The sequence below is a fragment of the Clostridium sp. genome, from assembly GCF_051650885.1.
Classification (GTDB): Bacteria; Bacillota; Clostridia; order Clostridiales; family Clostridiaceae; genus Clostridium.
This window is the reverse complement of the sequence record NZ_JBOFRG010000167.1, coordinates 1-19,572: the sequence shown is the minus strand read 5'-3', so window position 1 is coordinate 19,572 and position 19,572 is coordinate 1. Positions and strand designations below refer to the sequence as shown.

General features: G+C 29.5%; 16 protein-coding genes. 11 read left to right on the top strand and 5 right to left on the bottom strand.

Going from position 1 to position 19,572, the window contains the following annotated elements:
• Window positions 1–58: 58 nt before the first annotated feature.
• Window positions 59–829 carry a glutamate racemase gene (murI, locus tag ACRC28_RS08190; RefSeq protein WP_438542969.1) on the bottom strand — a complete coding sequence of 257 codons (771 nt, stop codon included), beginning with the start codon at window positions 827–829 and terminating at the stop codon, window positions 59–61.
• 320 nt (window positions 830–1,149) lie between these two features.
• Between murI and ACRC28_RS08185 the strand changes: the two genes are divergently transcribed.
• The 7 genes from ACRC28_RS08185 (at window position 1,150) to ACRC28_RS08155 (ending at window position 8,932) form a co-directional block, all read left to right on the top strand.
• Window positions 1,150–3,051 carry a glutamine synthetase gene (locus ACRC28_RS08185; protein ID WP_438542968.1) on the top strand — a complete coding sequence of 634 codons (1,902 nt, stop codon included), beginning with the start codon at window positions 1,150–1,152 and terminating at the stop codon, window positions 3,049–3,051.
• Window positions 3,052–3,179: 128 nt separating this feature from the next.
• Window positions 3,180–4,265 carry an HD-GYP domain-containing protein gene (locus ACRC28_RS08180; RefSeq protein WP_438542967.1) on the top strand — a complete coding sequence of 362 codons (1,086 nt, stop codon included), beginning with the start codon at window positions 3,180–3,182 and terminating at the stop codon, window positions 4,263–4,265.
• 14 nt (window positions 4,266–4,279) lie between these two features.
• On the top strand, window positions 4,280–5,344 hold the full coding sequence (locus ACRC28_RS08175; protein ID WP_438542966.1) for an HD-GYP domain-containing protein: 1,065 nt from the start codon (window positions 4,280–4,282) through the stop codon (window positions 5,342–5,344).
• Between the two features lie 188 nt (window positions 5,345–5,532).
• Window positions 5,533–5,916 carry a hypothetical protein gene (locus tag ACRC28_RS08170; RefSeq protein WP_438542965.1) on the top strand — a complete coding sequence of 128 codons (384 nt, stop codon included), beginning with the start codon at window positions 5,533–5,535 and terminating at the stop codon, window positions 5,914–5,916.
• Window positions 5,917–6,055: 139 nt separating this feature from the next.
• A complete protein-coding gene (locus ACRC28_RS08165) occupies window positions 6,056–7,027 on the top strand; it encodes an ABC transporter permease (protein ID WP_438542964.1) in 972 nt (323 codons plus the stop codon).
• Window positions 7,028–7,032: 5 nt separating this feature from the next.
• A complete protein-coding gene (locus ACRC28_RS08160; RefSeq protein ID WP_438542963.1) occupies window positions 7,033–8,247 on the top strand; it encodes an ABC transporter permease in 1,215 nt (404 codons plus the stop codon).
• A gap of 1 nt (window position 8,248) precedes the next feature.
• Window positions 8,249–8,932 carry an ABC transporter ATP-binding protein gene (locus ACRC28_RS08155; protein ID WP_438542962.1) on the top strand — a complete coding sequence of 228 codons (684 nt, stop codon included), beginning with the start codon at window positions 8,249–8,251 and terminating at the stop codon, window positions 8,930–8,932.
• Window positions 8,933–8,969: 37 nt separating this feature from the next.
• Here the strand turns inward: ACRC28_RS08155 and ACRC28_RS08150 are convergent, their stop codons facing one another.
• From ACRC28_RS08150 to carA, 4 genes are all read right to left on the bottom strand, one after another.
• Window positions 8,970–9,215, bottom strand: a complete 246-nt coding sequence (locus tag ACRC28_RS08150) for a hypothetical protein (RefSeq protein ID WP_438542961.1) — start codon at window positions 9,213–9,215, stop codon at window positions 8,970–8,972.
• Window positions 9,216–9,357: 142 nt separating this feature from the next.
• Complete coding sequence (locus ACRC28_RS08145; protein ID WP_438542960.1) at window positions 9,358–10,149, bottom strand: methyltransferase domain-containing protein; 792 nt, start codon at window positions 10,147–10,149, stop codon at window positions 9,358–9,360.
• Window positions 10,150–10,235: 86 nt separating this feature from the next.
• Window positions 10,236–13,451 carry a carbamoyl-phosphate synthase large subunit gene (carB, locus tag ACRC28_RS08140; RefSeq protein WP_438542959.1) on the bottom strand — a complete coding sequence of 1,072 codons (3,216 nt, stop codon included), beginning with the start codon at window positions 13,449–13,451 and terminating at the stop codon, window positions 10,236–10,238.
• Window positions 13,452–13,472: 21 nt separating this feature from the next.
• Window positions 13,473–14,522 carry a glutamine-hydrolyzing carbamoyl-phosphate synthase small subunit gene (gene carA / locus ACRC28_RS08135; protein ID WP_438542958.1) on the bottom strand — a complete coding sequence of 350 codons (1,050 nt, stop codon included), beginning with the start codon at window positions 14,520–14,522 and terminating at the stop codon, window positions 13,473–13,475.
• A gap of 429 nt (window positions 14,523–14,951) precedes the next feature.
• Here carA and ACRC28_RS08130 point away from each other — a divergent pair, with 429 nt between their 5' ends.
• From ACRC28_RS08130 to ACRC28_RS08115, 4 genes are all read left to right on the top strand, one after another.
• Entirely contained in the window at window positions 14,952–15,683 is a 732-nt protein-coding gene (locus ACRC28_RS08130) for an ABC transporter ATP-binding protein (protein WP_438542957.1), read from the top strand.
• Window positions 15,676–16,887 carry an ABC transporter permease gene (locus tag ACRC28_RS08125; protein WP_438542956.1) on the top strand — a complete coding sequence of 404 codons (1,212 nt, stop codon included), beginning with the start codon at window positions 15,676–15,678 and terminating at the stop codon, window positions 16,885–16,887. Before ACRC28_RS08130 ends, ACRC28_RS08125 begins: the two co-directional genes overlap by 8 nt.
• Window positions 16,888–17,034: 147 nt before the next feature.
• Entirely contained in the window at window positions 17,035–18,171 is a 1,137-nt protein-coding gene (locus ACRC28_RS08120) for a betaine/proline/choline family ABC transporter ATP-binding protein (protein WP_438542955.1), read from the top strand.
• A partial coding sequence (locus tag ACRC28_RS08115) for an ABC transporter permease/substrate-binding protein (protein WP_438542954.1) occupies window positions 18,164–19,572 on the top strand: 1,409 nt, incomplete at its 3' end. The genes ACRC28_RS08120 and ACRC28_RS08115, both read left to right, overlap by 8 nt.

The following is a 19,572-nucleotide window of genomic DNA, read 5'->3' as shown; positions in this document are numbered from 1 at the left end:
AGTTTCTCTCTTTTGTTCAAAAAAAATAAACTATTACATTATGCAATAGTTTTATTTTTTATACCTCTAAAAGTTTTTTGCTAAGAACTTCAATATCCTCTCTTCCACAAGAATTATAAAAATCAATTTTGCCTTTTTTCTTATTTTCATTTATAAGATTTGCTACATCAAGTCTTCTTCTAAGTTCTTTAACAGTACCCATCCCACCGTCTAAAATAGGTATGTCCCTTCCTATAACTTCTGATAAGCTATCCTTTATAAAAGGATAATGTGTACACCCTAGAACAACTGCTGCTATTTTCTCATTTTCTAATTCTTTAAATCTTTCCTTTAAGAATAATTTTAATTTATCACTCTCTAAATCTCCTGATTCTATAAATTCCACAAGACCTGGACATGGCATTGGATATAAATCTTCATCTTTATACTTTTCAATTAATCTAGCAAATTTGTTCTGTTTTATCGTAAACGCCGTTGCCATAATTATAATTTTACCTTCTCTTCTAAGCTCTACTGCAGGTTTAACCGCTGGTTCTATCCCTACAATCGGCACGTCCTTATATACTCTTCTTAATTCAGCAACTGCTGCACTAGTTGCTGTATTACATGCTACTACTATAGCTTTAACTTTTTTAGAAAATAAAAAATCTACCGCATCAAATGTTAAATCTCTTATTTCCTTCATCGGTCTATCACCATAAGGAGCATTTATTGAATCTCCAAAAAAAACATAATTTTCATTAGGCATAAGCTTTAATGCATCTTTTAAAACACTTAATCCACCAACACCTGAATCAAAAAACCCTATTGGTAACTCCTTCTTATTCAAAGCTTAATCACTCCACTCTCTTTTAATCTAATACTTATTTTATAACTTTAAAACTAATAAATCTACTAACAATTTTTAAATTATATATCTTTTTCCATTAATCTCCTAATACTTTCACTGAAATTTAATTTATTTTTTATTGACTATGAATATTTTATATAGTAAAATTTTCCTAAGATTTAGAAAGTAACGAACATTTTCTTAATAAAACTCTTATTTGTTCGATTATACAGCGAAAGGATGTGAATTTATTTTATATATATTGTTCATATTTTCGGATATTATACTAATTTATAGCAATATATATGAAATTCTAGATTATGATTGAAAATTTAATTTTTACAATATCTAAAGAAAAGCATAATGAAAATGATTTAAAGGAGATTTTAAAACAACACCCACAAATTAAGTTTGTTTCCTTAGTTGGAATTGACCTATCTGGAAATGATACAGACGAAAAAATTCCTGTTAAGTTATTTTTAGATGACCTGAACTCATTCTTAGACGGAGTCGCTGTTCAAACAGATGGTTCTTCTGTTGTTTTACCTGGAATTGCAACATTACATGATGCTAAAGTTGATATGATTGCTGATTTAGACTGCAATTGGTTTATTGATTATAATTTTGACAACCTTGATGAAGAAACAAACCTACCTATCGGTACATTGAAAATTCCATGCTTCTTACACCACAACAACAAGCCTGTAGACTCACGTTATCTATTAAAATCTTCAATCGATACCTACACTCAATCTCTTATGAATTTATTAAAAGAAAATCCACATGCATTAGACAGCATTGGAATTAAATTAGAAGATATTGAAAAGATTTTAATAACTTCTGCTACCGAATTAGAGTTTTGGGTGCAAACTCCTAACGATACTGCTAACATTGAAGCTTTATCAGCCTCTCAAGTTTTACACGAACATTATTGGACTAAAACAAAAGGAAATGTTAGAACAGCTTTAGAACAAACACTTATTTTAATGGATAAGTATGGTTTTGAACCTGAAATGGGACACAAAGAAGTAGGTGGTGTTAAAGCTAAGCTTAGCTCTAACGGAAATTATACTCATATAATGGAACAATTAGAGATAGATTGGAAGTTCTCATCTGCTCTTCAAGCTGCAGATAATGAATTATTCATCAGAAATCTTATTCAAGAAACTTATAGCAGATATGGTCTTGATGTAACATTTATGGCAAAGCCAATTGATGATGTTGCAGGTTCCGGAATGCACGTTCACTTAGGTGTAAGTGCAAAATTAAAAAACGGAAAAATAATTAATCTTTTCCATGCTCCTAAAGATCACTTCTTAAGTGAAATTGGATATGGTTCATTAATGGGGATGCTTAATAATTATGAGATAATGAATCCATTTATTTCATCAACAAACAATGCACTAAAAAGATTAAAACCTGGATTTGAAGCTCCAATTTGTACTGTTACATCACTTGGAGAATCACCAACTAATCCATCAAGAAACAGAACCATCTTAATTGGATTAATTAGAGATACCTCAAGTCCTCTTGCAACTAGATTTGAACTTAGATCTCCAAATCCACATAGTAACACATATTTAACAATGGCAGTTTCATATCTTTCAATGTTAGATGGACTTATCTATGCTTTAGAAAATAAAAAATCTCAAGATGAGCTTTTAGCTGAATTATCTAAAAAACCAGGTGAAGATGCTACTTATCTTTCTAAAGAAAGAGCTTATAGATCTGAACTTGATGTTTTTGAACATTATACAGAGGAAGAAAGAGAACAATTATTTGGAAGAGCTCCTGCTACAATCTATGAAAATTTAAAACAACTTGATGATTTTAAAGAAAAACTTTCTGTTTTAAGAAGAAACCCTGTATTTACAGATACAATTATCAATAGTTTTAGAATGGGAACTATCACAAGATGGTCAACAGAAATTGAGCATAGAGTTATAAAAAAATTCTTAAAGCAAGTAAGAGAATCAAAAAGATTGCACGACCCTTCATTTGCATCTGATATAGATATTCTTAATTGGTCTGAAATATCAAAATTAAGAATTTATATAATGAAGGATAGCTCAACTCAAAAATCTTTATTTACTAGATTAAAAGAAGCTTTCTTAAATGATAATTTATCACTAGCTTCAGACCTTTATCTTGAATTAGAAGATAAAATGAGCTTACTTAGAACTCTTTACTCAAGCTACGAGAAAAATTTACTAGATATTTAATATAAGATTAAAAATAACTGCGAAAATTTCACTGATTTTTGTAGTTATTTTTTTATATTCATTCAAATCTTTACCATTTATTATTCTTTATAGTATAATAGATTTATCTTTAGTATTGAGGTGTTTTTATGAGACTTATACCAATTGAATCAGTCCGCGAGGGTTCATTTTTAGCTAGAACTATCTATGCTGATGATGGTCGTATTCTTTTAAAAGAAGGAATTGCCCTTAAAGAAAATTTAATAAGAAAAATAAAAGAAAATAACATTCATCAAATTTATGCTGTTGATGAATATAGTTTAGAAGAAATAGAAGATATTATACGTCCTGAGCTTAGACAAAAATCTATCACTACCTTAAAAGAAGTTTTCACTAATATAACAAAAGCATATGATAATAATTTAGTTAGTGATAAGCATGCTTATCTAGATTCTGTAAATTTAGTTGCCGAAGAAATTTTAAATAATATCTTAGACAACGAAAACATTATGATATCTCTAGTTGATATTAAAACAATGGACAACTATACATACCAACATTCTGTGAATGTTGCCATAATTTCAGTCGTTATTGGCATAGGACTAAGACTTCCAAAATCAGAACTATTACATCTATGTATAGGTTCTTTATTGCATGATATTGGTAAAGTTTTTATTCCAAATGACATAATAAAAAAGCCAGCGGCTCTTACTGATGAAGAGTTTGAACTTATCAAAACCCATTCTCAAAAAGGCTATGATTATTTTTCAAACAACTATTTAATTTCATCTGCTAGTAAGCTTATAATCAAGCAACATCATGAAAGAGTTGATGGACTTGGTTACCCTAATAGACTGCACTCAAATGAAATTTTCAAATTATCTAAGATAGTTTCAATTGCAGACGTATATGATGCTCTTACATCAAATAGACCTTATAGAAAACCAATTCATCCTAATGATGCCGTAGAATACATTATGGCTCATTCTGGAACTTTATTTGATCATAAGATAGTTAAAGTGTTTTCTAAGTTTATCATTCCATATCCTACAGGCACTCTTATAGAGCTAAGTACTGGAGATATTTGCATTGTAGAATCAAATAACTATAGATATCCTCTTAGACCTATTGTAAAGATTGTTAAGGGTACTTCAGAAGATAAAAATGGAAAAATTATCGATTTACTTTATTCTCTTTCAATCGTAATTATTTCTGTAAAGTATTATATTGATTAAATTGAGGTGTTTTTATGAGAATTATTCCTGTTGATATGGTTCAAGAAGGGTCATATTTAGGAAAAACTATATTTGATAACGAAGGAAGAATCTTATTAAAAAAAGGATTTACTTTAAAACGTAGCCTTCTAAAAAAGATTAAAGAGAACGGTATTTCACATATTTATATTTCTGATAATGCAAATGATATTGAAATTAGTGATGCTTTAAGACCTGAACTTAGACAAAAATCAGTAAATCTTTTAAAAGGTATTTTTGAATCTATTGATGCTTCAAGTCCTACGCATAACATTCAATTAGATGATGTTTGTAACGTATCAGAAGAAATTTTAAATGATATTCTTAAAAATGATAATATTTTGATATCATTAATTGATATTAAAAATATGGACAACTACACATACCAACACTCAGTAAATGTTGCCGTTATTTCTGTTATTATTGGTGTTGGATTAAATTTATCCCGTGATGAACTATCTCATCTTTGCATAGGTGCTATTTTACATGATATAGGAAAAGTTCTTATCCCTAATGAAATAATAAAAAAACCCGGTGCTTTAACTGATACAGAGTTTAAAAAAATTAAAACTCACTCACAAAAAGGGTATGAATATATTTACGATTGTCCTAATATCTCAAAAAAAAGCAAAGAGATTATAAGATACCATCACGAGAAATTTAATGGTACTGGCTATCCACAAGGACTTTCAGGACATGACATCCCACTCCTAGCAAGAATTGCAGGTGTTGCTGATGTTTATGATGCCTTAACATCAAATCGTCCATATAGAACACCTATAATGGCACATGAGGCTATAGAATACATAATGGCTAATTGTGGAACTGCATTTGATATTGATATTGTTTCAGTTTTTGCAAAATTAATTGTTCCTTATCCAAAAGGAACCCTTGTATCTTTAAGTAACGGTGATACATGTATTGTAGAAGATAATAATGTTGACTATCCACTTAGACCAATACTTAAAGTTGTAGAAAGTAAAATTCGAGAAGTTAATACTACATTTAACCTTCTTAAAGAACTTTCTCTAGTTATTACAGGAATAAAATATTATATATAAATAAGAACTACTTTGCTTTGGGTAGCATAGTAGTTCTTTTATTTTCCTTTATATTCCTCTAAATCTAACTTCCTAATGCCTAAATATCTTATTATTTTCTTATTATTTTCTTATCCTTTTCTTATCGTTCCCATATAAATACATTTTTTTGATAAAATGTATTTATATTTTCAAAAGGGGGTTTTTTTATGAAATCATTTAAAATTTTAAGCATTATTGCAACACTTTGCTTTTCTATAGGCATACCAGCATTTGCCTTATCTGAAAATTCAACTAATGGAACCATTGACGAACATCACTCTTCTTGTGATAGCTTAGATGGTGAGCATTCTGTTGGTTCAAAAAGACATTATACAGGCGAGGGCACCTATGGTTATAGTTTTGTAAATCCAAGCGATAATAGTCAAGAATGTTTTTCAAGGGTACGAATAGGAAGAGTTACTTTCCCTAAGGCATTTGGAGTTGGATACGCTCAATCTCCACAAGAACTTATAATGGGTGAACATCCTGTAGGCGAAGAGCATGGTATACATGATGACTCTTGTTTAGATCTAACGCATAATCATCAATAACACAAAAATGACCTGAGATTCCCTCTAGTCATTTTTGATGAAATAAAAAATATTGAGGTAATTTATGAGACTAAAAAAATTGAGAAAAACAAAACTTTTATTGCTGTGCTTAGTTTCTTTACTACTCTTTTCATCAAATTTGATAAATACTATTCTTCAAGCTTCAGATAACTTTAATATATTGAATAATGAAAACACAAAATTTTCTTACGATATTATATTTACTGATGATTCAGATAACACTGTTATAAACAAGCATTTATCTGACTTGAAAAAGAATGATGATATGATAATTAAATATACTAGTTTACAAGGCTTTAATAATATAGGTGAAACTACGGCTATATATTTTAATGATAAGTATGATATAAATTATAACTTATTAGAAGGTAGATTTTTTATCCCTGAAGATTTTGATGTTAATGAAAATAAAGTAGTTATTGGCAAAAAACTACTTAATAAAACCATTACTGAAAATGGAAAAAAATATTTAACGAACGGTGCTACAAAATATGAAATAATCGGTGTTATTGGATATGAAAATTACAATACTCCTCTAGACACAATGATAATTTACAATTTAGATTCTATCTTAAATAGTTCAAATCCACTTTGGACTACTTCTTGGGTTATATCAAGTAATTCAAATAATAGTTATGTAGAAAGTTATTTTAATAACTCTGGCATAAAGTATTCAAAGCCACAAAGTACATCTGCTAACCCTATACAAATGTCTATTGCTCAAAATTCTGATTTAGCAATTACAACTGCATTTATAATTTTAGGGATACTTATAACCTTCTTTACTTGTTTAACTCATTGGTTTAACAGCTTGAAACAAGAAATAGGAGTTCGTAAATCCTTTGGTGCTAGTGAAAATGATATATTTAAAGATATTTTTATTAGATATATCTTATTAACTTTTATCGCTAGTGTTTTAGCTGTAATTCTTCAACTTCTTGCTTCTAAATTAGGCTTGCTATCTTATAATATAAATCTATTAGGTATACTACCATGTAGTTCATTCTTAATACTATTTGGATTAGTTTTCCTATTTATATTGATTTATAAATTAAAATCTGTAAAGGTACAATATTTATTAAAGGAGTAAGAGAAATGAATTTTAAATATGCTATAAAAGGTATGAAAAGAAATCTAATATTTAATCTACTATTATTTATCCAAGTTTCTCTGGCATTTACAGTTATATATAAAGGGATTGAGATTGATACGAGAATAAATGCTGAAATTGATAAAATTTTTAACTTCTTTAAAGATGATAAAATTTACACTATAAAAGATATAGGTAGTCCTGGAGATGAATATATAAACCATGATGAAATGGTAAATTTACTCCATAAAATCAATAAAGAAAAAAATACCACCTTCACGCAACAAGTTGACGTTGGTGAAGTCATACACTGCTTTGACGGTTATGAAAAATTCTTAAGGTATGAAGGCATAGGGGCTTATGCTGCAGAAGGGGTTCAAGTGTTTCAAGTTAGAAATCTTTTAGTTAATGAAAATTTTCTAGAAACCTTTAATGTTAAGCTAGATTCAGGAAAGTTTTTCGAGGCTGATGATTATAAAAGGTCTAGCAAAGATTCTAAGACTTCCCCTGTAATATTAGGATATGATTTTAAAGAACACTTTAAGATAGGTGACATAATAAAAACTACTCGTAATGATTCTTTAGAAGTTATAGGCTTTGCAGCGAAAAATCAAGTTACACCTTACGTAATAGATGGTTCTGACAATTATATAAATCTTAATAAATTTATGATACGTCCGTATACTTATCCAAGGGTTGAATATTGGTACAACTTCTTAATGTTTGATAAATTTAAATCTGATGAAGAAATAGCAAAATTTATATTTTCATTACAAAAAGATTTTCAAGAAAAAATTGGAGTTCGTGTTGATATAGAGGATTTAAGCACAATTATAAATGAAAATTTAGATATTTATAAAATGCAAAAAGATTTATCAAATACAGCTATGGTAAGTATTATTTTCTTTTTACTTTTATCATTAATTGTAACTAACCTAAACTTAATTATAAAAAGAAAAAAAGAATTTGGAATTCATATTTTAAATGGTGGTTCCCTAAAAGATATTGCTACAAGAATATATCTAGAAACTTTCTTAGTTTTATTTAGTGCATTTACTGTATTTATTCTTGGTATTCTTTTAAGAGGTCAGAGTTTAGACACCACAGGAATACTTTGTGTCCTAGTAGTAGCTGTTCTTATTTCAATAGTTGTTACTATTATTCCAATTATTAAAATAATGAAGTTAAGTATACCATCTATAATTAAGGGGGATGAATAATATGAGTTTAATTGAAATTAAAGATTTATCAAAGAGCTTTACTGTAAAAGATTCTGTAACAGTTGCATTAGATAATGTGAGTGTAAAAATAAATGAAGGTGAAATGATTGCTATTATTGGAACCTCTGGAGCTGGGAAAAGTACATTATTAAATATACTAGGGCTTTTAGATGAACAAAATTCAGGTGATTATATTTTAGATGGATTAGATGTTAAAAACACTTCTAAAAAAGGTTTATCTAAATTAAGAAACAAATACTTTGGATTTGTAGTTCAGCATTTTGCTTTAATAAAAGATTATACAGTTTATGAAAATATAGAGATACCTTTAGAATATGCAGGCATAAAAAAGAAAGATAGAAAAGAAAAAATAGATGCTGTTCTTAAGGATTTAAATATATTAGAAAAGAAAAATGAAATGAGTCGTAACCTTTCAGGAGGACAAGCACAGAGAGTTGCAATTGCTAGAGCAATTGTCCATAATCCTAAAATAATCCTTGCAGATGAGCCAACAGGTGCCTTAGATAAGAAAACAAGTAAAACAGTTATGGATATCTTAACTAACTTAAATAAGGCTGGAAAAACTATAATTATAGTTACTCATGATATGGAAGTTGCAAGAAGTTGCCAAAAAATATTTGAAATAGAAGATGGAAAAATTAAATTATTAGACCACCCCAATTAAAGAAAATGGAGCTACACTAATGCTGTAGCTCCATTTTTTACATTATATTTGCTGAATATCCCTTATTATTCATAAAGGGATTATTATTTACTATTTCTTCTGCCTCTTTAAAATCCTTTGCTTTAAAAACGATTGTCCATCCATTCTTATCGTATTTTCCTGCACACATTAGGTATTTATTCTCTTTTCTTCCATATGAGCACTCCCTGTCTATTATAAGACTTCTTGACTCACTTATGCTTTTACAGTTTAACTTAACAAATACTTCTGAACTTGATTTCATAAAAAATACACTCCTTTTAACCGAACAAACGTTTGATTTAATTTTATCGAACATCCGTTCTTATGTCAACATAAAATTTTCTTATGTTAACAATATATTACTTTAATTGAAAATATATTCTTAAATCTAGATATTTTTTTCTTTATCTATAAAGTACCCCTATTATCTCATATCCATTCATATTATTTTCTAAATCTATTAAGCTCCACATGCTTTCCTTATTAGTTATTGCACCTTTTCTACTAAACTCGCCTGCTGTTTGTCTTGATGTTATATATTTCATTTTTAATCCACTGGCACAAGCTAAATTTATTAAAGAAGTTTGGTTATAAAAGAATATATGGTCTCTCTCAGTGTATAAATTACTATTTATATTCGCATTTTGATAATCTATAGACTTTGCATTTGGAACACTAAATAAAATAATTCCATCATCTTTTAACTTCTCTTTTACCTCTTTCAAAAACTTAACTGGATTATTTATATGCTCTAACACATGGGCAAAAAATATTACATCAAAGCTTTTATCATTGAATAAATCCTTATTCCACACGCTATTAATTACATCTATCTTTAATTCATTTTTTATAAAATCACACGACTGTTTAGATGGCTCAAGACCAACTACACTCCACCCACTTCTTTTAGCTAAAGATAAAAACTCTCCTGTTCCTGAACCAATTTCTAAAAGCTCTCCTCTTCCTACCTTTAAAAACCTTAATATCATCTCATAAAACATTGCATGATCTATCATAGTTCCATCAAACACACCTTGTCTCATAGACACCCATCCTGAATCATAAACTTCATTTATCAACTTTCCAGTATCAATTTCCAGAGGATTTTTTCTAAATAACCCTTGGCACATAGTACATCTATCTAACTCATTATTTACAGAAATAACTGTTTCATTTCCACATATAGGACATAACATAAAAAAACTCCTTTTTCTATTTTTAATTTATTTTATGTAAAATAGAAAAAAAGGTTTCCTAAAAATTTTTAGGAAACCTCTCTTGATTAAATTTCTGCTATATTGAAGACTTCTAAGTCTTTATTTTCTTCTAAGGCTTTTTTCTTAACATTTATGATTGCTTGAAGAGTATCTAAGGCTGTTATAACACCTATGTTTCTCTCTACTGCTGCTCTTCTTATTAAGAATCCATCTCTCTTTGAATCGTTACCTTTTGTTGGTGTGTTGATTACTAAATCAACTTCTTTCTTTTTCACAACATCTAAGATGTTCGGCTTTTCTTCATTTAACTTTCTAACTTGTTCTGCTTTAATATCATTTTCTCTTAACATTTTACATGTTCCTTCTGTTGAGATAAATGTATATCCAAGCTCTGCAAGTTCTTTAGCCATTTTTAAGAATTCTTCTTTATCATGTTTTTTAACGGTTGCAAGAATTTTTCCTTTCTTCATTCCTGGGAACATACTTCCTGCTAAGAATCCTTTATATAATGCCTCTTCTAAAGTTCTTCCTACTCCTAAAACTTCTCCTGTAGATTTCATTTCTGGCCCTAATGATACTTCTACGTTTGGAAGCTTTTGTGTTGAGAATACTGGAACCTTTACTGATATTAATTCAGGCTCTTTATAAACATCTACACCGTATCCTAAGTCTTTAAGTTTTTCTCCAAGCATTACTCTTGTTGCAAGTTCAACTATTGGAACTCCTGAAACCTTACTTATATATGGTACAGTTCTTGATGCTCTAGGGTTAACCTCTATAACATAAAGCTTTCCTTCAAACTCTATAAACTGAATGTTTATCATTCCTTTTATTCCTATTTCAAGAGCTAACTTCTTAGTATAATCTAAAACATCTGCTTTTATATTTTCACTTATATTTTGGCTTGGGTACATAGTAACACTATCCCCTGAGTGAACGCCTGCTCTCTCTAAGTGTTCCATAATTCCTGGAATTAAGATTTCTTCCCCATCTGAAATTGCATCTACTTCAATTTCTCTTCCCATTAAATATTTATCTATAAGAATTGGATTTTTCTTATCTTTTTCAAAAGCATTTTTTAAGTAGTAGCTAAGTTCCTCATCATCATGAGTTATTTCCATACCTTGACCACCAATTACATATGAAGGTCTTACAAGTACAGGATATCCAAGCTCTTTAGCTTCTTTTAATCCTTCTTCTAAATTCCATACACCTTTTCCTTTTGGTCTGCTTACTCCAAGCTTTTCAAGTAATTCATCAAACTTTTCTCTGTCTTCTGCCATATCAATTTGGTCAGCAGTTGTTCCAAGTGTTGGAATATTTTTCTCTTTCATAAAGTTTGCAAGTTTTATGGCAGTTTGCCCTCCAAACTGAAGAATAACTCCATCTGGATTTTCTTTTTCTACTATATTTAATACATCTTCCTCTGTTAAAGGTTCAAAGTATAATTTATCTGATATATCAAAGTCTGTACTTACTGTTTCTGGGTTATTATTTACTATTATAGTTTCTACATTAAGCTTTCTTAAAGCCTTAACACAGTGAACTGATGCATAGTCAAACTCTACCCCTTGACCTATTCTAATTGGTCCTGAACCTATAACTATTACTTTCTTTCTATCATTAGAAACTACAACTTCATCAAATTGCTCATAAGTTGAGTAATAGTATGGTGATAATGCTTCAAATTCTCCTCCACATGTATCAACCATTTTATAAGTTGGTTTAATATTCCATATATCTCTTAATCTATTTATATCCTCTGGACATACATTTAAGAAGTCAGCTATTGCCTTATCTGAAAAACCTTTTTTCTTTAAGTTTAACAACCACTCTTTATCTAAATTTTCTATATGACTTAATTTTAATCTTTGTTCTTCATTTACTATCCACTTTATTTTTTCTACAAAGAATTTATCTATTCCTGTTATTTCAGAAACTTTCTCTACTCTATAATCTCTTCTAAGCATTTCTGCTAGAGCAAATATTCTTTCATCATCAGGAGTTACAACTCTCTCTTTAAGTTCTTGAATACTTAAATCTCTAAACTTTTTAAAATCTAATGAATATCTACCAATCTCTAAACTTCTTATCCCTTTTAAGAAAGCTTGCTCAAAGTTGGCACCTATAGCCATTATTTCACCTGTTGCCATCATCTTAGTTCCAAGTGCTCTATCTGCACTAAAGAATTTATCAAAAGGCCACTTTGGTATTTTACATACTACATAGTCTAATGTTGGTTCAAAACAAGCATATGTTTTTTGAGTTACAGCATTTTTAATTTCATCTAATCCATATCCTAAAGCAATTTTAGCTGCAAGCTTTGCTATTGGATATCCTGTTGCTTTTGATGCTAATGCTGATGACCTTGAAACTCTTGGATTTATTTCAATTACTGCATACTCAAAACTATGTGGATTTAATGCAAACTGAACGTTACATCCACCTTCTATTCCTACTGCATTTATTATATTTATTGATGCAGTTCTAAGCATTTGATATTCTTTATCTGAAAGAGTTTGAGATGGTGCAACAACTATGCTATCCCCTGTATGTATTCCAACAGGATCAATATTTTCCATGTTACATACTGTAATACAGTTTCCATATGAATCTCTCATTACTTCATATTCTACTTCTTTCCAACCTTTAACTGATTTCTCTAGTAGAACTTGTCCTATCGTACTTAATTGTAGTCCTGATTCTAAAGTTTCTCTAAGCTCCGCTTCATTATCAGCAATTCCTCCACCAGTTCCTCCTAGTGTATATGCTGGTCTTACTATAACAGGATATCCAATTTTAGCTGCATAATTCATTCCTGCTTCTAAATCTGTTATTATTTCACTTTGAATTACAGGCTCATTTATTCTATTCATCATATCTCTAAATAGCTCTCTATCTTCACCTTCTTTAATAGATGCTATTGATGTTCCGATTACTTTTACATTATATTTTTCTAAAATTCCAGCTTCATGTAAATCAACTGCTAGGTTTAGTCCTGTTTGACCTCCCATTCCTGCAATTAAACTATCTGGTCTTTCTTTAGCTATTACTTTTTCAACAAACTCTATTGTTAATGGCTCTAAGTAAACTTTATCTGCAACTTCTTTATCAGTCATTATTGTTGCTGGATTTGAGTTTATTAAAACAACTTCCATTCCTTCTTCTTTTAAAGCTTGACACGCTTGTGTTCCTGAATAATCAAACTCAGCAGCTTGTCCTATGATAATTGGACCTGAACCTATAACTAAAACTTTTTTAATATCTTTATTTAATGGCATAATAAATTCCTCCCGTTAATCCTATAGTGCATATTCTAAAAATCTATCAAATATATATTCGCAATCCTTTGGCCCTGCTGATGCTTCTGGATGGAATTGAACTGAATATATTGGTAATGTTTTATGCTTTAAGCCTTCAATCGTTTCATCATTTATATTCATATGTGTAGCTTCAACGTCCTTTGGTAACTCTTCTACAACATATCCGTGATTTTGTGATGTTATATGAACTCTTCCTGTCTCTAAATCTTTAACTGGGTGGTTACATCCTCTATGCCCAAATTTAAGTTTAGTAGTTTTCCCACCTAAACTTAGTGCTAAAAGTTGATGTCCTAGACAAATTCCTACTATTGGTTTTTTACCTATGATACCTTTTATTGTTTCTATAGCATAATCTAAATCTTCTGGGTCCCCAGGTCCATTAGATACAAATACTAAATCTGGATTTATACTTAAAATTTCTTCTGCTTTAACCCTTGCTGGGAATACTGAAATTTTACAGTTTCTCTTTTTAAAGTTTCTTATTATATTTTGTTTTATTCCATAATCTATTATTGCAACGTGTTTTCCTGTTCCATCTATCTCGTATTTTTCTTTAACGCTTACTATTTCTACTGCTTCTTTATTTGAAAAAGCTTCTAATCTATCTTTTACTTCTTCTAATGTAGAATTTTCTAATGCAATGATTCCTCTCATTGTTCCGCTATTTCTTAAAACCTTTGTTAAGGCTCTTGTGTCTATTTCTTCTAATCCTATTATCTTGTTCTGCTTTAAATAATCATCTAAAGTTAATTCGCATCTAAAGTTATTTGGCATTGTACATTTTTCTCTAACTATAAAACCTCTAACTTGTGGCTTACTTGACTCCATATCCTCTAGATTTATTCCATAATTCCCTACCAAAGGATATGTCATTGTTACTATTTGTCCATAATATGATGGGTCTGTTAATACCTCCTGATATCCTGTCATACCAGTTGTAAATACTACTTCACCAACACTTTCCTTAAGGTATCCAAATGATTTACCTTCAAAAACCATACCATTTTCTAATATAAGCTTTGCTTTCATGCTTAAGCCCTCCTTCAAAATATATATGTTTGAAGCTAAAAATACACTTTAAAGTTCATTTTAATAAAAAAAGGACAATAAGGAGACCGTTTTATACTTTAAATCGCTCTCTTTACCATCCTTATATGTTCAATATTTAAATTAACCTTCAAAGACAATTCTATGATATTACCTAAATCTGTAACTAACATAGTGCATACTTCCTTTCTGGCCTCACAGGACCAATTTAAAGTGTACCTTAACTCTAAATTTTATTCTTTTTATTTATTGTAGTGTATGGTTTTTTACATGTCAAGAAAATTTTTCAATTATCTAGAAAATATTACAAGTTTAAAATTACTTTATAAAGTGTTATTTTAAATTTATTTACTAATTTCTTTAATATGTTATAATTTCCTTATATTTCAATTTTATAAAAGGGGAAAATTTATGATTAAAATTACAAATCTAACAAAATCATTCAAAAAAGATGTTGTAGTTAATGGTCTTTCCTTTACTGTTAATCCAGGTGAAGTTGTTGGCTTACTTGGAGAAAATGGTGCTGGAAAAACTACTACTCTTAGAATGATTTCCACTATGCTAAAGATAACCTCAGGTGAAATACTTGTAAATAACATTTCTGCTAAAGAAAATCCAGTAGCTGTTAGAAATGAAATTGGAATTCTTTTTGGTGGTGATGTAGGTCTTTATGACAGGCTTACTGCTAAAGAAAATATTCGTTATTTTGCAAATCTTTATGGAATGAATGATAAAGATGCAGATAAAAGAATTAATGAACTTTCAAAAAGGCTTGGTATGGATGAATATATAAATAAGAGAGTTGCCAAGTTTTCTAGAGGTATGAAACAAAAGGTTTCCATTGCTCGTTCTATCGTTCACAATCCAAGCGTTATGCTTTTTGATGAACCTTGTACTGGTCTTGATGTAACTGCTGTCAGAGTAGTTCATGAATTTATTCGTGAATGTAAGGCTGAAGGAAAAACAGTTTTATTTTCAAGTCACTCCATGCAAGAAGTTGAAAAACTTTGCGATAGAGTTCTCATTATAAATAAAGGTGTACTTTTAGAAGATTCGTCAATTGCAACTCTTAAAGAAAAATATTCTAATAATGATTTAGAAGATGTTTTTGTTTCTTTAGTGGGAGGTGGTTCTAATGAATAATTTCTTAGTAGTTTTAAAAAAAGAACTTAAAGATATTTTTAGAGATAAGAAAACTGTTCTTTTTACAATTATTCTTCCTATTATACTTTTCCCTGTTATGTACAAGTTAATGGGCTATGGAATGGAAAGCTCTATGAAAAGTGCTTCTGAAGAAATAAAAATTTCTATAACAGGTGAGCAAAATTCTTCAATTTATAATTTGCTGCAAGGTCAAAAGAATGTAACCTTTGAATCACCAGAAGATCCTAAACAAGCTCTTAAAGATGGTGATTTGCAACTTATTATAGATGTTCCTAAAAACTTTGATGCTGAAATTAAAAAAGGAAATAATCCTAAATTAGATATTCTGTATGATGATTCTTCTAATAATTCTTCAATTGCACTTTCCTTTGTAGAAAGTTTAATATCTGGGTTAGAAGATAGTATTGTTAGTGATAGACTTAAAGCTCAAGGAATTGATACATCAATCTTAAAGCCAATTGAATTAAACGTGAAATCTAGTGCCTCACTTGATGGCGAAGAAGTTAATCCTATGGCAAGAACTTTAGGTGGAATGATGCCTTCACTTATTATTGTATTTATGTTTGCTCCTATCTTAGGAATTGCTGCAGACTTAGGTGCAGGAGAAAAAGAAAGAAATACATTTGAGCCACTTCTTTCAACATCTTGCGATAGAAACTCACTTTTATTTGGAAAAATTATTGCTATAAGCGTAGTGTCTGCCTTAACTATGATTGCAAGTTTAATTTCTATGTATGTAGGACTTCAAGGCTTTATAAAATCCATGGCTAGTATGGGTGGACATGAAGGTTCCTCAAGCCTTTCATTTGATTTAAGCTTTGAATCTATAATTTTAATGATATTCTTGTTATTGATACTTTTACTTGCAATTTGTGCAATTCAAATAAGTATAAGTATATTTGCAAGGTCAACTAAAGAAGCTGGAACTTACCTTTCAGGCGTTATAACTCCTATAATGATAATCTCTTACATCCCTATGTTCATGGATGCTAAAGATATTTCATCATTTGTTTTCCATCTTCCTATTGCAAACTCAGTTGCACTTATGAAGGAATTTATGGTTGGTATAAGTAACTTTAATCACGTTGGAATAGTATTCTTTTGGAATATAATCTATTTGATTTTAGCTATACTTGCAACAAAATATATGTTCTCAAGAGAAGAAGTAGTGTTTAGATCATAACTGTTATTAAGTTGAAATTCTTTTTGAATTTCAACTTATTTTTTTAAATTATTTCCTAGTATTTCGAACATCTCACTTATTTTATACCAATATATGGTATGATTAACTTAGTTAAATGAATTATTTTATTTAACTAAAGGGGGATTTATGATAGAAATTAAAAATGTAAGAAAAAAATTAGGAAATAGAATGATTTTAGATGATATATCTTTAACCATTGAAAAAGGTACTATTGTTGTTCTTATAGGTTCAAGCGGTTGTGGAAAAACCACCACCTTAAAGCTTATAAATAAACTTATAACGCCAACATCTGGAGAAATTTTTATAGATGGCATGCCTCTATCAAAAGAAGATACCATAAAGCTAAGGAGAAATATAGGTTATGTAATTCAAAATACTGGTCTTTTCCCACACTTAACTATAGGCGAAAATATCGAACTTATTCCTAAGCTAAAAAAAGAAAACTCATTAGATGATATAAATAAATCTACAACTGAATTTTTAGAAATGGTAGGTTTAGACCCTTCAATATTCTTAAACAAATACCCATCAGAGCTTAGTGGTGGCCAACAACAAAGAGTTGGTGTTGCTAGAGCCTTTGCAACCAATTCAGATATAATCTTAATGGATGAGCCATTTAGTGCTTTAGATCCTATAACTAGAACTTCCCTTCAAGACGAATTATTAAACTTAAATCACGAATTAAATAAAACTATAATCTTTGTAACTCATGATATGGATGAAGCCTTAAAAATCGCTGATAAAATCTGCATAATGAATAATGGAAAGATTGCACAGTTTGATACACCTGAAAATATTTTAAGAGAACCTGCTGATGAGTTTGTAAAAAGCTTTATTGGTGAAGATAGGGTTTGGAATAACCCTGAATTTATTAAAGCAAAGGACATAATGATTCAAAACCCTATAAAGGTTAGACCATATAGAACAATTCTTCAAGGTATAGAAATTATGAGAACACATAAAGTAGACAGCCTTTTAGTCTCTGAAAAAGATAATAGCCTCGTAGGAATCGTCACCTTAAAAACTATAAAATCTTCAACAAACAAATCTACACCTTTATCAGAAATCATGACTAAAGAAGTTTTATTTATTAATGAAAATGATAATCTAATTGATATCCTAGAAGTAATGAATACTCATTCTGTAGGCTATATTCCTGTTGTTTCTGATGATAAAAAGCTTGTAGGTCTTATAACTAGAAGTAGCTTACTTTCTATTTTAAGTGGACAATTTCTTGATATGGAGGTGAGTATTCTTGGGTAATTTTATTGAATTTATTTTTTCTCAAAAAGAGCAAATCTTAAAACTAACAATTCAACATATGACTTTAACTATTATCGCTATATCTATAGCTATAATAATCGGTATTCCTTTAGGTATTTTTATTTCTAGAATTCAACTTTTGAAAAAACCAATAGTTGGTTTTATAAACCTTGTTCAAGCTATCCCTTCAATGGCTCTTTTAGGAATATTAATTCCCTTTTTAGGCATAGGTAGTACACCTGCTATATGTATGGTTGTTATGTATTCCCTTTTACCTATAGTAAAAAATACTTGCACAGGAATTTCAGGAATAGACCCTGTTGTGTTAGAATCTGCTAAAGGAATTGGTCTTACTAAAAATCAAGTCTTATTTAAAATTCAACTTCCATTAGCACTTCCTATGATAATGTCAGGTGTTAGAATTTCTGCTGTAACCTCTGTTGGGCTAATGACACTAGCTGCCTTTATAGGTGCTGGCGGGCTTGGATATCTTGTATTCTCAGGTGTTCAAACTATCAATAATAATATGATTTTAGCTGGAGCTATTCCTGCTTGTATACTTGCCTTATTGGTAGATTATATTTTTGGTAAAATAGAACTTTTAGTTACGCCAAAAGGTCTAAACCCTTCTTCTCCTAAATCTAGTTTTTTAGGACTTAAAGTTATTAGTACAGTCTTAGCAGTATTATTTAGTATTTCCATTATTAATTCAGTAATAAATAACAATAAAGATTCAGTAACTATAGGCTCTAAAAACTTTACTGAGCAACTTATTCTTGGAAATATTTTTGCACTCATGGTCGAAGAGCACACTGATTATAATGTAAATAAAAAATTTAACCTTGGAGGTTCTTCAGTTGCCTTTGCGGCTTTAGAATCTGGAGAAATAGATTTATATCCTGATTATACCGGAACTATTCTTTTAAATGTTATGAATCAAGAGCCTATAAAAGATTCAAAAAAATCCTATGATCATATAAATGAATTTTTAAATACTAATCATAATTTAATGCTTTTAGAACCTCTTGGTTTTAATAATACCTATAACCTTGCAGTTACGAAGGATTTTGCAAACAAATATAATTTAAATACAATCTCTGATTTAGCTAAAATAAGTTCAGACTTAACACTTACACCTACTTTAGAGTTTGAAAATAGGTCTGATGGACTTAAAGGATTATCAAAGCATTATAATTTAAAATTTAATAAAGTCAAAGCAATGGATGGAAGTCTTAGATACAGTGCTCTATCCCTTGGAGAATGTGATGTTGTAGATGCCTTTACAACAGATGGTCTTTTGAAAAAATTTGATTTAAAAATATTAGAAGATGATAAAAACTTCTTCTCACCTTATGATACTGTTCCAGTAATAAATAAAGCCTCTTTAGAGAAATATCCTGA